The organism is Synechococcus sp. R55.2 (assembly GCF_047462075.1).
In the GTDB taxonomy this organism is placed as follows: Bacteria; Cyanobacteriota; Cyanobacteriia; order Thermostichales; family Thermostichaceae; genus Thermostichus.
The window spans coordinates 1-13,683 of sequence record NZ_JANSIH010000458.1 but is presented as its reverse complement, the minus strand read 5'-3'; the positions used below and the strand labels follow the sequence as shown (position 1 = coordinate 13,683).

The window sequence follows — 13,683 nt, the reverse complement described above, 5'->3', positions numbered from 1 at the left end:
CATCAGAAAACTCACCCGCACCGGTCCTGCTGTGTAGATGTCGGTGTCGGCAACCAGCTTCACATCCAGAGGGGTGGTGCTCTGGCGGAGATGCTGCACAACCTCCAGAAACTTGACCTGGGAGAACTCCCCAACGGTGCCGGTGATGGGATCCGAGAGGAGCCCCTCCTCCTGCGAGCGCTGATTGGCCTGGTTCAGCAGCCCCAGCAGTTGCTGTTGGATCTGATTTTCGCTCAAACCCGGTTGAATCACCCCGTGGGCCAGCACGGATCCCTTGGGGAAGATCCGCTGGTTGGGGTAAATCTGCACGAGCACAGGCACAGGCTCCCCCTTGAGCCGGTTGGTAACAGAGAGAATGCGCACCGCCCAGCTACCGGGTTCTCGCAACTTCTCCAAGGCTTGATCGGCATCCTCGCGGCGGATCAGGATCGCGTTTTCCAGAGGGGGCATGGGCTGGGATCCAAGGGCAAGGGCCCGCTGTTCCGCCTGGGCCAAAAGTTGCTCAAACTGCTGCCGAATCGCCTCTGGCTTTGCCCCCCTTGGAGCCTCCACAACCCCCGTTGCCAAGACTTCCCCCGCCAAGATGGCCAGTTCCCCCCGCCGCAGCCGCACCGCCAATTGGTTGAGCTGCTCGATCTCCTGCTCAAGCTGGTTTTTCTGGTTCTCCAGTTGGGTTAAGGCCGCCTGCACCACATCCAGGGAGCGCTCCAGTTGATCTCGATCCAGTTGCAGGGCTTGTTTTTGCGACTCCAGGGTGGCAATCATCTGCCGGGCTGACTCCACCTCTGCCTTCACCGCCTCCAACTCGGCCTGGGCTCGATCCAGACTGGGCTGCACCTTGGCCAGTTGCTCGTTGGCTGCCGCCAGCTTGGCCTCCGCCTCCTGCCGCTCCTGCAGCGCCACCGCCAGTTGATCGCGCACTTCGCTCAGGCGGGTTTGGGCTGCCGACTGCTGGCTGCGAAATTGGTCGAGATCCATCTTGAGGTGATCCCGCTCAACCCTGAGAGCGGCATTTTCCGCTTCCAAGAGGGCTTTTTGGCGGTTGAGGGCCCGCAGCTCTTGCTCCGCCTGGGCAATTTGGTTGGTGTAGCTGAACAGGGCCTCCGACAGGGAGCGGTTGAGGAGCAGCAGCGTGCCCAAGGTCAGCGCGGAGATGCTCACACCGGTCACCACGGCCACCAGAATGGCGGTATGGCGGGGGCGCAGGTTAAACCAGGTAAGGCGCTTTTTGCCAATGCGGTAGCCCACCCGATCCCCAACAGCGGCAATCAGGCCACTGACAACCAACATGTAGAGGATTAGCAGTACGCCTTGCATATTCCCGGATCCCTGCCATGGAAATCTTAGCAAGGTTGCCCTGAGGATTTTGGGAGTTGTTGGGGAGGTGGGAAATAGGAATTCAGCTTACTCGCGCAGGAGCCCCGCGCTGTACCCGTAGGGTCAGCGTCGGGAGGAATGCGTCTTGATGAAGTATGGTAGAGCTATGACCCAAGTCCTGACCCTTTCCTGCAAGCTCAGGGTAGCAGAAGCTCAAGCGGCAAAACTCTCTGCTACCCTTTCTGCTTTCACAGAAGCCTTGAACTGGGTCAATGCCAACACCCCAGCAAAGGTAGTCAATGCCATCAAGCTCCAATCCCTTTGCTACTACGAACTTAGGTCGCGATTTGGCTTGTCCAGTAACTTGGCTCAGCAGGTATACCGCAGAGTCGCAGGTAGTCGCAAAGGAGCACAACGGAAAAATAGACCCGTCAAGGAGTTCAAGAAACCGTTTGTTACTTACGATGCCCGCATCTTTTCCTTCAGAGAGAAAGATTGGACAGTGTCCATCACTACCGTTGATGGCAGGGAACGGTTTGAGTTAGCCATCGGCAACTATCAACGCAGGAAGTTAGCAGGGACAAAACCCAAAGCAGCGACTCTGGTTCAGCGTCGTGGTGGTGGGTTCTATCTGCAAATTTGCCTAGAGACAGAAACACCTGTTACCAAACCGCAAGAGCGAGTAATAGGCGTGGATTTGGGGAGAACAGACATTGCCCATACATCGGAGGGAGAGAACTGGCATGGACAGCAGTTGAGCAAAATACGAGAGCATTATTCCAAGCTGAGAGCGGTACTCCAGCAAAAAGCCAGTAAGGGCAGCCGCAGTTCCCGGCGCAGGTGCAGAGAGCTGCTGCAACGGCTGTCTGGCAAGGAGAGGCGCTTTCAAGCGTGGGTCAATCATCGCATCTCCAAAGCTATTGTGGCTAGGCAAAAGCAACGAACAGCGCTATTGCTTTAGAGGACTTGACAGGGATTCGGGAAAGGGTCAATCAACAGCCGCGCAGTCAGACAGAGCGTATGCGTGCAAATAGTTGGGCGTTCTACCAACTGCGCACCTTTATTGGCTACAAAGCTCTGCAAGCAGGAGTTAGGGTGGTGTTGGTGAATCCCCGCTACAGTAGTCAAACTTGCCACCGGTGTTTGCGCATTCATCCCGACCCTGAACAGTCCTACCGCAGTGGGAAGCAGTTTAAGTGTGGGCACTGTGGATGGGAAGGGGATGCGGACTGGAATGGGGCCAACATGATTGCCAAACTTGGGGCTGCTGTAAACCAGCCTAGAGGTCCGTGGTTGGCTTGCCAACTACAGGGCTACCGAAAGCCTGCACTCTTTCGCTTTAGCGGCGCGGAGCACTCTGCGTCAGCATGAGTGCGGGTAGTTTACTGTTGTTTTGTAGGGGTTCTAATCCGCGTAGAGGAGCCGCTCCACCGCCGCCACGATATCTGCAGGTTGCACGATGGTGGCTGCCTCCAGGGTGCCGTTGTAGGGGGTGGGAATGTCCTGCGAAGCCAAACGCACCACCGGCGCATCCAGCTCATCGAACAGTTCTTCCATGATGCGAGCCGTCAGTTCCGCCCCAATGCCACCCGATTTCATGTCTTCCTCAACAATAATCACCCGATGGGTTTTGCGCACCGAAGCGGCAATGGTCTCCATATCCAGAGGCTTGAGGGAGATCAAGTCGATCACCTCGGGGTCGATCTCCTGCTGCACCAGAGTGTCCACGGCCTTGAGCACGTGGTAGCGCATGCGGGAGTAGGTGAGCAGGGTAACATCGGAGCCAGATCGGACGATTTCGGCTTTGTCCAGAGGCAAAAGGTATTCTTCCTCCGGCAGATCTTCTTTCAAGTTGTACAAAAGGACATGCTCGAAAAAGAGAACTGGGTTGTCATCGCGGATGGCGGACTTGAGCAAGCCCTTGGCATTATAGGGAGTTGAACAGGCCACGATCTTAAGCCCGGGCACCGCTTGGAAGTAGGCCTCTAGCCGCTGCGAGTGTTCTGCTCCCAACTGACGACCCACCCCGCCCGGCCCGCGGATGACCATCGGGATCTTGAAATTGCCCCCGGAAGTGTAGCGCAGCATACCGGCATTGTTGGCAATTTGGTTGAAGGCCAGCAGCAGAAAGCCCATGTTCATCCCTTCCACCACCGGGCGCAAGCCGGTCATGGCTGCCCCAATGGCCAAGCCGGTAAAGCTGTTCTCGCAGATGGGGGTATCCAGCAGGCGCATCTCCCCATACTTGCGATACAGGTCTTTGGTGACTTTGTAGGAGCCACCGTAATGGCCGACATCTTCTCCCAAAACAAATACGTTGGGATCCCGGGCCATTTCTTCGTCGAGGGCAGCACGCAAGGCGTTGTAAAGGAATGTCTCGGCCATAGAGGTTCAATATCGCTAAACCCTCATTAAACCATTTTGCCGGCATGGATCCCCTTGCAGATGACTGGATAGGCTGAGCTCAGCATTCTGGCTCAGAGGGATGGCGACCTTACCCCACAGCTTTTGTCGGCACTCTGCTTCCCCTGCAAAATGGAGATCATCTGTCTTCTCAAGATCTGTCTTCTCAAGATAAAGACACCATGAGCCTTGCACTGCCCAAACTGGCCCTGACCTTGGGGGATCCCACGGGAATTGGGCCGGAAATTGTGCTCAAGGTGCTGGCGGATCCTGAGGTGCAGTCTTGCGCCCACATCACGGTTGTAGGGGATCGGCAGGTTCTAGAAGCCACCTATCGCCTGCTGAGAGATCGGTCGCCGGCTCCGTTGGCCCATCCGGCAGGGATCCCGATGCTGGAATGCAACACGGGCTTTTGGTTGCAGCCTGGCCGTGTCGGTCAAGGGGATGCCGACAGTGGTGCGGTTAGTTTTGCTTACCTGAGAACGGCGGTCGAACGGACGTTGCAGGGGGAGTTTCAGGGGATCGTGACAGCACCCATCGCCAAATATCTCTGGCATCAAGCTGGCTACCGGTTCCCTGGCCAAACGGAAGTTTTGGCCCAGCTGAGTGGGTCTGAACGCTACGGGATGCTGTTTGTCGCCCGTTCCCCCCACAGTGGCTGGCAGATGCGGGTTTTGCTGGCCACCACCCATATTCCCCTCGGCCAGGTGCCCACCGTGCTGACCCCAGAGCGGGTGCGGACAGCGCTGGATTTGCTGGTGGGATCCCTGCGCCACACCTTTGGGATCCGGGATCCTGTGATTGCAGTAGCCGGCCTGAATCCCCATGCCGGCGAACAGGGGCAACTGGGATCGGAGGAAAAAGAATGGCTGACCGAGCTGCTGCGCACCTATGCCCACGCCCAAATCTGGGGGCCGCTTCCCCCCGACACCCTGTGGGTGGCTCCCGCGCAAGCCTGGCATGGCCAGGGATCCCCAACTGTGGCAGATGCCTACTTGGCTCTCTATCATGATCAAGGTTTGATCCCGGTGAAGATGCTGGCTTTTGACCGGGCAGTCAACCTGACAATTGGGTTGCCTTTTGTTCGCACCTCTCCCGATCATGGCACCGCCTTCGACATTGCCGGCCAAGGGGTGGCCCGGTGCGAGAGCCTTAAGCAGGCGATCCTGCTGGCGGCAGAACTGCTGGGCAAAAACCCCCAATCCCCTGAGGGAAATGCCGTCTGTACCCGACAATCTGAGGCCGTTTCTCGTTTCCAGGGGGTGGCTTGATGGAAGTTGCCGGTGCTACCTCAACCGGAATGCTTTACCGTCACTTTGGGCGCACCCAACAGCTGGTCTCGGTTTTTTCTCTGGGCAGCATGCGCTTGGTCAATGTGCCCAGGGCTCAGGCTCAGGCAACCGTTGAGGCAGCCCTAGCCGCAGGGATCAACCACATCGAAACGGCTCAGGCTTATGGCCATGCCGAGGTGCTCTTGGGCGAGATTTTGCAAACCCTGCCCTTTTCACGCCATCAGTTGATTCTGACCAGCAAACTCACTCCCACAGATGGGTTGCGAGAGCGGCTTCAGGGATCCCTGCGCCGTCTGCGGGTGGATTACCTGGATCAATTTGCCTTTCATGGCATCAACTTGCCGGAACATCTGGAGTGGGTGCTGCAGAAAGGGTTGCCGATTCTCAAGCAGATGCAGCAAGAAGGCTGGGTGCGCTACATTGGTTTTTCCACCCATGGATCCCTGGAGTTAATTTTGCAGGCCATCCAGACAGGATGCTTTGACTTTGTTAATTTGCACTATCACTTTTTCCAACAGCGCAATGCACCGGCCCTAAAAGCAGCTGCCCAGCAGGATATGGGCGTGTTCATTATTTCTCCCGCCGATAAGGGGGGAATGCTCTATCGCCCGCCCCAACACCTGCAGGAGTGCTGTGCCCCTTTCAGCCCCTTGGAATTTGCCTATCGTTTTTTGCTGGCGGATCCCCGTGTTCACACCCTCAGCCTAGGCATCACCCATCCTGAGGAGTTGCAGGTGGCCTTGTCGGCCTTACGGGATCCCGACCGGTGGTGGGTAAATGGCCCTCAGGTGCAAGAACGGTTGCGCCAAACCGAGCAGGAACGCTTGGGATCCAGCCGCTGCGCCCAGTGCTACGCCTGCCTGCCCTGCCCAGAAGGGATCCACATTCCCGAAGTGCTGCGTTTGCGCAACTTGGCCATTGCCCACGAAATGACGGAGTTTGCTCGGTACCGCTACAACATGTTCGGCCAAGCTGGGCATTGGTTTCCGGGGTCACCTGCCGACCGCTGTACCGAATGCGGTGACTGCTTGCCCCGCTGCCCAGAGCATCTGCGGATCCCGGAGTTGCTGTCCGAAGCCCACCAGTTGCTGCATCGGTCTCCGATCCGGCGGCTCTGGGAATAACCATTCCACCTATCCTATTTGGCTGAGCTTAACTTCACTTATAATCGGATGGAGTTTATCGATTGCATCACAAGGCGAGGCATCGGAGTGAATAGTCAGAGCCAAGACCGCTTAGACCGGGTGGAACAACTGCTGGCTTGGACGGCTGAACAGACTGCTGCCAACAGCCGAGAAATCCGGGAGCTCTGCCAATCCATCCAGGAGCTGCGTCAGTCCATCCAAGAAAGCCGCGCCCAGTCTGCCGAGGAGAACGCCGCCCGTCTGCGGGAAATCGAGGAGCTGCGTCAGTCCATCCAAGAAAGCCGCGCCGAATTTGCTGAACAAGCTGCTGCTCAGGCTCAAAGCTTGCGAGAGCTACAGCAAGTTGTCAGCGAGACCCGCTCTGACTTAGCTCACCTTGCCGAGTGGGCAGAGGAAGTGACTCAAGCTCTGGTTACCCTCACCGCCCTACAACGAGAGCACGAACGCGCCATTCAGGCCATCAACCAACGGCAGGCGGAAACGGATCAGAGGTTCAACGTTCTCCTTGAAGAAGTGCGCTACCTGATTCGCCGGCAAGGCTCTGACGGAAATCCTCCCCCCTCGTTGCCCTGAGCACTGGGATCCCTTTAAGAACTGCAAGGACAGCCCTAATCTTCATCCACTTCCCACTCCAACAGGTGTGCATAGGGAGCCACCAAGTGGGGAGCATAAAAGGCAACGGCTCGAAGGGCATGCCAGTCTTCCAAGCAGCCAAAGACGGTCGGATACTCATTGCGCTCCAACCGCTCTGCAATTGCCGCCACATCAGCTTCAGTAAACTGGCGGGGATCCATCCCCTTAGCAGGGGCTTCCACTTTGGACTTGGATCGGGCAGACATAGGCAGCCTGAACACGCTACAAGCCGATCTTAGCCTCTTCCTTTTTGCCCGGCCGACTTTGAAGAAACTTGACACACTCCCCACCTCAATCGCTTGCTTCTTGCGCAGTTGTGAGGACGGGGCCTCAGACTTAACTTTTGGGCAAGCCGGGCCGTGGGCTCCCAAACTCTGAAAAGGGATCCCCATTCCTCCAGTTTCGTGGCAAGGTGAGGACAGATACCGCATCGGAGGCTGCTATGGAGAGCAAGATCCCCGCCCGCGATGTCCAAGTTGCCCTTATCGGCCCGTCCACGTTGGTTCTCCGCTCCCGCACCTGGGATCGCCTGAAGTTTGAGCTGGAATACGCTCGGCAACGGGGCACCACTGCCAATAGCTACCTCATCCAGGCCCGCCAAACCCTTCTCATCGATCCTCCGGGGGAATCGTTCACCAGCATCTTTTTAGAAGAGCTGGCCCAACACCAGTACCTACAGCGGTTGGACTTTATTTTGCTCAGCCACGTCAACTTTAACCGCATTGCCACTCTCAAAGCCCTATTGCCTCTGGCTCCCTACGCGATGGTGCTCTGCTCCAAGCCGGGATCCATTACGCTACGGGCCGCCTTTGAAGAGATGGATCCCTTGCCCCGCAGTCGCGACGAAGAGGAAGCCGCCGATCTGGGCATTTTCTACAATGGCGACCAGTCTTTCCGTTTGCGGGTCATCCGGGATGGGGATCGCCTGGATCTGGGGGAAGGGCATGAGTTGCACTTTCGCACCGTGCCCACGCCCCGCCACCCCGATGCCCTCTGTACCTACGATCCGGCCACCGGGATCCTCTACACCGATAAGCTGTTCGGCGCCCATGTGTGCGATGAGCAAGTTTTTGACGAACATTGGCGGCAGCTTAGCGAAGACCGTCGCTACTACTTCGACTGTTTGCACCGCAACCAATTGCCCCAGGTGAAGGCAGCCCTGGCCAAGTTGGAAGAATTTCCCGCCCAAATCTATGCCCCTGCCCACGGCCCCTTGGTGCGCCACAGCCTGCGGCGGTTGCGGTTGGACTACCACACTTGGTGCGAGGAGGATCCCGGCGAGCAGCGGGTAGCTCTCCTATACACTTCCGCTTACGGAAATACAGGCTTGATGGCCATGGCTATAGCCCAAGGGCTGGAGCGAGCCGGCGTTAAGGTGGAGCGGATCAACTGCGAATGGGCCACTCCGGAGGAGATCGCCCAAGCTCTGGAGCGCTGCCAAGGGTTTGTTATCGGATCCCCGACTTTGGCCGGCCATCCTCCTGTGCAGATCCAAACCGCCCTTGGCATCATCCTTTCTTCAGTTCCCACCACCCGATTGGCCGGGGTTTTCGGCTCCTACGGCTGGAGCGGAGAAGCGGTGGATCTCATCGAGAGTAAGTTGCTCAATGCCGGCTTTTCCTTGGGGTTTGAGACGATCCGCGCCAAGTTTAAGCCCACCCCTGAAATCCTGGAAGCCTGTCAAGAGGCGGGATCCCAGTTTGCTCAGGCCCTGCGCAAAGCCAAACGAGCCCGCGCCCCTCGCCAAACCAGCAGCGAAACTCAGGCGGATCGGGTTGGGCAAGCCCTGAGCCGGGTGGTGGGATCCCTGTGTGTAGTCACCGCCCTGCAAGGAGAGACCCGCCGCGGCTTCCTCACCTGGTCGGTGGCCCAGGCCAGCTTTAATCCGCCGGGGCTGACCCTGTCGGTGAGCAAGGAACAAGAAGCCGAACTGCTGACCCATCCCCAGGCGCCTTTTGTGCTTAACATCTTGCGGGAAGGCAAAGGTAGCAATTTGCAACGGCACTTTCAGCGGCCCCAGCGCCCTGGAGAAGATCGGTTTGCCGGCTTGGCCACGGCCACTGCCGAGAATGGCTGCCCCATTTTGTTGGAAGCGCTGGCTTACCTGGAGTGCCGTGTGAAAACTTGGATGGACTGCGGGGATCGCTACCTGGTCTATGCCGAGGTGGAACGGGGCAAAGTTCTGGATCCCACAGGAGTTACCGCCATGCGGCGGGGGTAGGATATGCCAAAGTACGCTCCAATCTGAGTCTTTTGTTGGTCTCAGCTTTTGGGCAATCAGAAACATGAGAGAACTTTCCCACATTTTTCAGCAGGCTATTGAAGCTTCTGTCGGGGTCGGGGGAGAAATTGTAGAGATAGTCTTCGGCACCAGTAAGGTTGCCGGCCAGGTTATCGGGAAAGTCGGGCAAACTACTGTAGGCACAACCATTGAGATCACCAAGAAAGGTGAGGAAATTCTCTTTGACACCAGTAAAGCCACTACCCAAGTTGTCTTTCACGAAGAAGTTGTCCATCATGAGCCCTATCTGATCCCTATTGAACCCTCTCTAGGTTGGGACGAAGCTCTGGTTTTTATCAATGGTTTTCTCAGCGAGGGTGAAACTCAACCCTGGAGAAAAAGACTATTGTGGGAGACGATCCGACGGGCTGGATGGAAGGGATCCCTGTACTACCTTTGGTGGGATGCCTCCAACCCGGCAAGTTTGGTTTTGTCCACTCTTAAACTTGGGGTAGGACTGCTTGCCCACTGGGAAGCTCACAAAGCAAAGGCTAAAGAAGTGGGGCTTGAGTACGCCTATCCTTTGCTCTCCTCCTTGCCAGAAAGGCAGATTACGCTGATGGGGTTTTCTTTGGGAGCAAGGATAGCCTACTACGTTATGCGAGGTTGGCCTCAAACTGCAAATCGGCGCCTTAAGGACATCATTCTGCTCAGCGGTGCTGTTAGAAGGCAAGCCGATAAGCACTGGAGCCTGCATGTAGAAAATATTACCGGAAAGCTGGTGAATATTTACAACGAAGATGACGCGGTTTTAGCCTTTGTCTTCAAAGTCCCTTCCCTCAACCGCAGCCCCTGTGGGATCAAGCCGATTAAAGAGTTTCACCCCAGAATCGAGAACCTCAATGCCACTCACTTAATTGGCTCAGGAGAGCACAGCTACGAAGCCTATCTACCTCACTTGGAGTTTCTTCTCGATCAGAAACTGGACTGGAAAGCTCGCAGGAGCCGCTGGGTCTAGCTCACCCAAAACCCAGCCATCTAGCAGCTACCTCTCTTGCCGCCCACCAAAGAGGATCCCTGCCGAGTTCTACCCGAGGAAGAAACCGGAAGATCATCGTCTGCAGCTTTTGGCTTGTCTAGCTTGTTCAACTTTCAGCCATCCTAAAGATCTGCTGCGGGGTCAATGCTAGCTGGATCCCGTCAATGACCTTGAGTTGGCGATCTCCTCGGCAAATTTCTGGCTCTTGTTGAGGGGCAAATATCAAAACAGAGTAATCATCTGGATCAACCATCCACCCCAATTGACTGCCATGCTTGAGGCAATGAATTACACGGCTTACCCTTTGACCAGGTGAAAGAATTTCGATGATCCAGTCGGGTGCTGAGGTGAAGTCATCCTCTAGCTCGCCTGTTTCACTTGGGTAAACTCGATCCCACGCGATTACGGCAATATCGGGAACAATAGAACGATCGGCGAAAGTGCATCGCAATTCGGGCAGGGCAGTATAGCCGGTGGTGCTGCCATCAACCTCGGCCACAAGGTGTTTTTGCAAAATGGAGTGGCGGGCTTTGGGTATCGGTTTTTGAATGGCAACTCCATCCACATACTCCCACGCCGGAGAATCTTCTATGTAAGGCAACTTGAGGAAGTCTTCAAGGGTAAGAGGCGGAGCCAGGCGAGTTGTCATAGGTTTAGGCAAAGCTCCTCAGGATCCCTACCAGTACTGTATCCCAAATCCCCAAGCGAGGGCGAGTGGTGGAGTAGGGGTTAGAATTGCAACAATTGGAGTAGATGTAGCGTGAAAGTTGTCCAGCCGGCGGCGCTGCTGACCTCGATGGATCCCCTCAGTTGATCCACCATTTGCTTCACCAAGGCCAAGTCTAGATCGGTACTCCCTTCCTTAGCCCACACTGCGGAGCCCTAGCAAAGCAAAAAGCCCCCAGGCAGGGTAATCACCTCTCCTGAGGGCCAAACCCCCTCAAATCCCAGGTAGGTTAAGCCTGAACTCTGCTCGGCTCGTAGAAGACTTTGGGCAGAGATCGAGCAAACTTCGAGAAATCAGCCCTTGACTTGCGCGAACCATAATCTGCCTTTAAGTCAGAACGATTGAAAGCTATCTTCTCTCTTGCGGGCTCGTAGAAGATCCACCTCCTAAGGGTGTAGTTCACTTCATAGAGAGTTTGCCGAACGCCGTTTATCAACGATAGAGATCTGGAGCTGGGAGCCTTTGGCGGCTGATACCAGTAGATATCCTCGGGAGATACAGATAGAGGCTCTGGACCTGCAAAGGGCGGCTCGTAAAAAGTTGCAAAGTCAGGCTGAGGTCGGCACTGAAATTGAACCTGATACACCGACTGAGAGGTCATTTCCTGCCGACTCTGCTGCCAAAGCTGCAGCATCTTGCCGACATCAAATCCCATCGCTCGCTGAAAATGCCACAGGGATCCTTGTAGAAAAAAGAAGGCTAAGTAGAAGTGAGCATTCGCCAGCCAAACCCTTGAGGAGTAGTTCCACGCTCCCGTTTGATTTGGATCGAAGTAGTAAGGAGTAAAGGCGGATTTCAGCTCCAGGGTGGGGCCGTAAAACTCCACCGGGTAGGCCAGCGAGTTAAACCCACAGTAGTAAGAAGCCGCAAAACCGGCTAGGGCGATGCCGAATAGAGAGTAGGAGAGGATCCCATCTGCTGAGAAGAGAAAGCGAGCTTTAACCCACTCAAACGGCGGAACCAGGATATGCCACACCCCTCCCAACAAGAGAAGAGCTCCCACATAGATATGGCCCCCCACCAAGTCTTCCAAATTATTGACATCAAACAGGTGGGTGCGGTAGTTCCAAAGGGTGGCAAAGTCCAAAGTTGGAGCCGTAACCAGGCGTACCTGACCGGTGTTGGCGTCATACAGCCCCCCGAACACCATCGCCTTGGCCACCAACAATAGGGATCCCAGGCCCAAAATCAGTAGGTGGTGCCCCAAAATCACTCCCAACGTTTTGGCATCATCCCAAGTGAAGTGAAACTTGGCAGCCCTGCCGAATTCCATATCTAAGCTGGGGGGAAGTTGGGTTTGGTGGAAGTAGGCTCCTCCAGCCAACACGCCGGCAGCCACCAGGTGAATTGAGGCAATGGCCACATAGGGAAAGGTATTGACGATCTGGCCACCGGGGCCAACCCCCCACCCCAATGTGGCCAAGTGGGGCAGCAAAATCAGCCCTTGCTCGTACATAGGCCGCTCTGGCGAGAACTTGGCCAGCTCAAACAAGGTAAAGCCCCCCGCCCAAGCCATGATCAAGGCCGCATGGGCCACATGCGCCACGATAAAAGTATTAGAGAGGTTCATCAATCGAGCGTTACCTGACCACCAGGGGTAGCCCGATGGGTGCATCTTTTTGGCATTCATAGATAGCTCCTCAGTGAGCCCTCAAAAATACAGGCACGTTTAGCTCAGACCGGCAATGATATGGTCAAGATAAACGGCCATTTCTTGACTTGCCTCTGTGTCGAGACTTTCGGTCAGGACCTCTTTCATGGCATTGAGGGCCTGAATGACGCGATCGATGGGAACGCCGAGGGTGATGTAAGTTTCTTTTAAACCCTGCAACACGCGCTCATCCAAAATTGAGGGATCGGCAGCCAACATGGCGTAGGTGGCATAGCGTAGAAAATAGGTCAGGTCCCGCAAGCAAGCCGCGTAGCGCCGAGTAGGGTACATATTGCCCCCCGGTAGGGTAATATCCCCGTAGAGCAAGCTCTTGGCAACCGTTTTGCTGATAATGCTGCTGGCGCTGGAGCTGATGGTTTTGGCCGCCTTGACGCGCATGTTGCCACTCTGGAAATAGCGATTTAATTGTTCCAGAGCTGCGGCATCTAAGTAAGAGCCTTTCTCATCGGCGGGGTTAATCAGGGAAGTGATGGTATCTTTCATGGATTTTTCTCCTCTAAGCACTAGTAGGGACTGATTTCTTGAGGCAATTGGGCAAATGCTGTTCGCGTTAGCGGGACGGAGTCCTTGCACCGCTTGCTCAGGCATTGCCTGTGAGAACTCTTATGGATTGCAACTTAAGACAACTTCACAGCTTGCAGGTCAAGCTCGCAAAGCCAGCCGAAACCTCAAGCTCACAGAGGCAGGAGTAGCGCGCCTCAACTCTAAAACTGAGCGAGAGGGCAGCGATTTGTCTATCCATTCATCGATTCAAAAAGCGCGAATCAGTCGATCAAAGTAGGGGGCAGCTAGAGCCATCTCCTCTGAAGAAAGAATGCCGGCAGCTACCTCTTTTAGGCAGCTCATCGCCACCCGCAGGTTGGGTAGCGGCACGCCCAAAGAGATGTACATTTCTCGCATGCCGTTCAAGCCGATATCTTCCAGCGGCTTATCGTTGCCTGCCAAGATGCAATAGCTAACCAAGCGGATATACCAGCCTTGATCTCGTTGACAGAGGGCAGTTTTTTGAGGGTTGCCCTTATTGCTGGGGGTGTTGGGGCATTTGGCCCAAAACCGTTTGCTGCCTTCCTGGACAATTTTTTGCTCGTTCTCTGCTAACTTTTGGGCGGCTCGGATGCGAACTTGACCCTTGCTGAAGAAATCCTCTAGCTTGGCGATCTCGGCACTGCTGAGGAAGCGATCAGCCGCGTCCGACTGCGCGATGACTTGGGCAACAATGCTCATAGGTTTTTGG

General features: G+C 55.7%; 11 protein-coding genes and 2 pseudogenes. 6 read left to right on the top strand and 7 right to left on the bottom strand.

Going from position 1 to position 13,683, the window contains the following annotated elements:
- Positions 1–1,317 (bottom strand): DUF3084 domain-containing protein (locus NW838_RS15705; RefSeq protein ID WP_414428359.1); only part of this gene is annotated, 1,317 nt, incomplete at its 3' end.
- A gap of 166 nt (positions 1,318–1,483) precedes the next feature.
- Here NW838_RS15705 and NW838_RS15700 point away from each other — a divergent pair.
- Positions 1,484–2,688: pseudogene (locus NW838_RS15700) on the top strand (RNA-guided endonuclease InsQ/TnpB family protein).
- 33 nt (positions 2,689–2,721) lie between these two features.
- Here NW838_RS15700 and NW838_RS15695 read toward each other — a convergent pair.
- Complete coding sequence (locus NW838_RS15695; protein WP_414355766.1) at positions 2,722–3,702, bottom strand: alpha-ketoacid dehydrogenase subunit beta; 981 nt, start codon at positions 3,700–3,702, stop codon at positions 2,722–2,724.
- A gap of 200 nt (positions 3,703–3,902) precedes the next feature.
- Here NW838_RS15695 and pdxA point away from each other — a divergent pair, with 200 nt between their 5' ends.
- The 3 genes from pdxA (at position 3,903) to NW838_RS15680 (ending at position 6,730) form a co-directional block, all read left to right on the top strand.
- The gene (pdxA, locus tag NW838_RS15690; protein ID WP_414428358.1) at positions 3,903–4,991 is read left to right on the top strand and encodes a 4-hydroxythreonine-4-phosphate dehydrogenase PdxA; all 1,089 of its coding nucleotides are present in this window, start codon (positions 3,903–3,905) and stop codon (positions 4,989–4,991) included.
- A gap of 29 nt (positions 4,992–5,020) precedes the next feature.
- Entirely contained in the window at positions 5,021–6,136 is a 1,116-nt protein-coding gene (locus tag NW838_RS15685; protein ID WP_414428360.1) for an aldo/keto reductase, read from the top strand.
- 87 nt (positions 6,137–6,223) lie between these two features.
- Positions 6,224–6,730 (top strand): hypothetical protein, encoded by a 507-nt coding sequence (locus tag NW838_RS15680; RefSeq protein ID WP_414428357.1) that lies wholly within the window; start codon positions 6,224–6,226, stop codon positions 6,728–6,730.
- A 35-nt stretch (positions 6,731–6,765) separates the two neighbouring features.
- On the opposite strand, the gene NW838_RS15675 is transcribed toward NW838_RS15680, so the two are convergent.
- Complete coding sequence (locus tag NW838_RS15675; RefSeq protein ID WP_414355764.1) at positions 6,766–6,996, bottom strand: DUF2555 domain-containing protein; 231 nt, start codon at positions 6,994–6,996, stop codon at positions 6,766–6,768.
- A gap of 236 nt (positions 6,997–7,232) precedes the next feature.
- On the opposite strand from NW838_RS15675, the gene NW838_RS15670 reads away from it, so the two are divergent.
- Together NW838_RS15670 and NW838_RS15665 are read left to right on the top strand one after the other, a co-directional pair.
- Complete coding sequence (locus tag NW838_RS15670; RefSeq protein WP_414428356.1) at positions 7,233–9,011, top strand: flavin reductase; 1,779 nt, start codon at positions 7,233–7,235, stop codon at positions 9,009–9,011.
- 64 nt (positions 9,012–9,075) lie between these two features.
- Positions 9,076–10,029: a DUF726 domain-containing protein gene (locus NW838_RS15665; protein WP_414355762.1), complete on the top strand. Its 954-nt coding sequence runs from the start codon at positions 9,076–9,078 to the stop codon at positions 10,027–10,029.
- Positions 10,030–10,156: 127 nt separating this feature from the next.
- Here NW838_RS15665 and NW838_RS15660 read toward each other — a convergent pair whose 3' ends face one another.
- The 4 genes and pseudogenes from NW838_RS15660 to apcD all read right to left on the bottom strand — a co-directional run.
- A complete protein-coding gene (locus NW838_RS15660; protein WP_414355761.1) occupies positions 10,157–10,699 on the bottom strand; it encodes a Uma2 family endonuclease in 543 nt (180 codons plus the stop codon).
- 721 nt (positions 10,700–11,420) lie between these two features.
- Positions 11,421–12,407 (bottom strand): annotated as a pseudogene (locus tag NW838_RS15655) (chlorophyll a/b binding light-harvesting protein); the annotation flags it as partial.
- A 39-nt stretch (positions 12,408–12,446) separates the two neighbouring features.
- Complete coding sequence (locus tag NW838_RS15650; RefSeq protein WP_099812041.1) at positions 12,447–12,932, bottom strand: allophycocyanin subunit beta; 486 nt, start codon at positions 12,930–12,932, stop codon at positions 12,447–12,449.
- Between the two features lie 267 nt (positions 12,933–13,199).
- Positions 13,200–13,683: allophycocyanin subunit alpha-B (gene apcD / locus NW838_RS15645; RefSeq protein ID WP_414428355.1), on the bottom strand; the 484-nt coding region annotated here is incomplete at its 5' end.

Excerpts from the sequence above, each read along its gene's own strand:
- NW838_RS15685 (WP_414428360.1), top strand. The coding sequence starts at position 5,021 with ATGCTTTACCGTCACTTTGGGCGCACCCAACAGCTGGTCTCGGTTTTT.
- NW838_RS15695 (WP_414355766.1), bottom strand. The coding sequence starts at position 3,702 with ATGGCCGAGACATTCCTTTACAACGCCTTGCGTGCTGCCCTCGACGAA.
- NW838_RS15675 (WP_414355764.1), bottom strand. The coding sequence starts at position 6,996 with ATGTCTGCCCGATCCAAGTCCAAAGTGGAAGCCCCTGCTAAGGGGATG.
- NW838_RS15665 (WP_414355762.1), top strand. The coding sequence starts at position 9,076 with ATGAGAGAACTTTCCCACATTTTTCAGCAGGCTATTGAAGCTTCTGTC.
- NW838_RS15660 (WP_414355761.1), bottom strand. The coding sequence starts at position 10,699 with ATGACAACTCGCCTGGCTCCGCCTCTTACCCTTGAAGACTTCCTCAAG.
- pdxA (WP_414428358.1), top strand. The coding sequence starts at position 3,903 with ATGAGCCTTGCACTGCCCAAACTGGCCCTGACCTTGGGGGATCCCACG.
- NW838_RS15650 (WP_099812041.1), bottom strand. The coding sequence starts at position 12,932 with ATGAAAGATACCATCACTTCCCTGATTAACCCCGCCGATGAGAAAGGC.
- NW838_RS15670 (WP_414428356.1), top strand. The coding sequence starts at position 7,233 with ATGGAGAGCAAGATCCCCGCCCGCGATGTCCAAGTTGCCCTTATCGGC.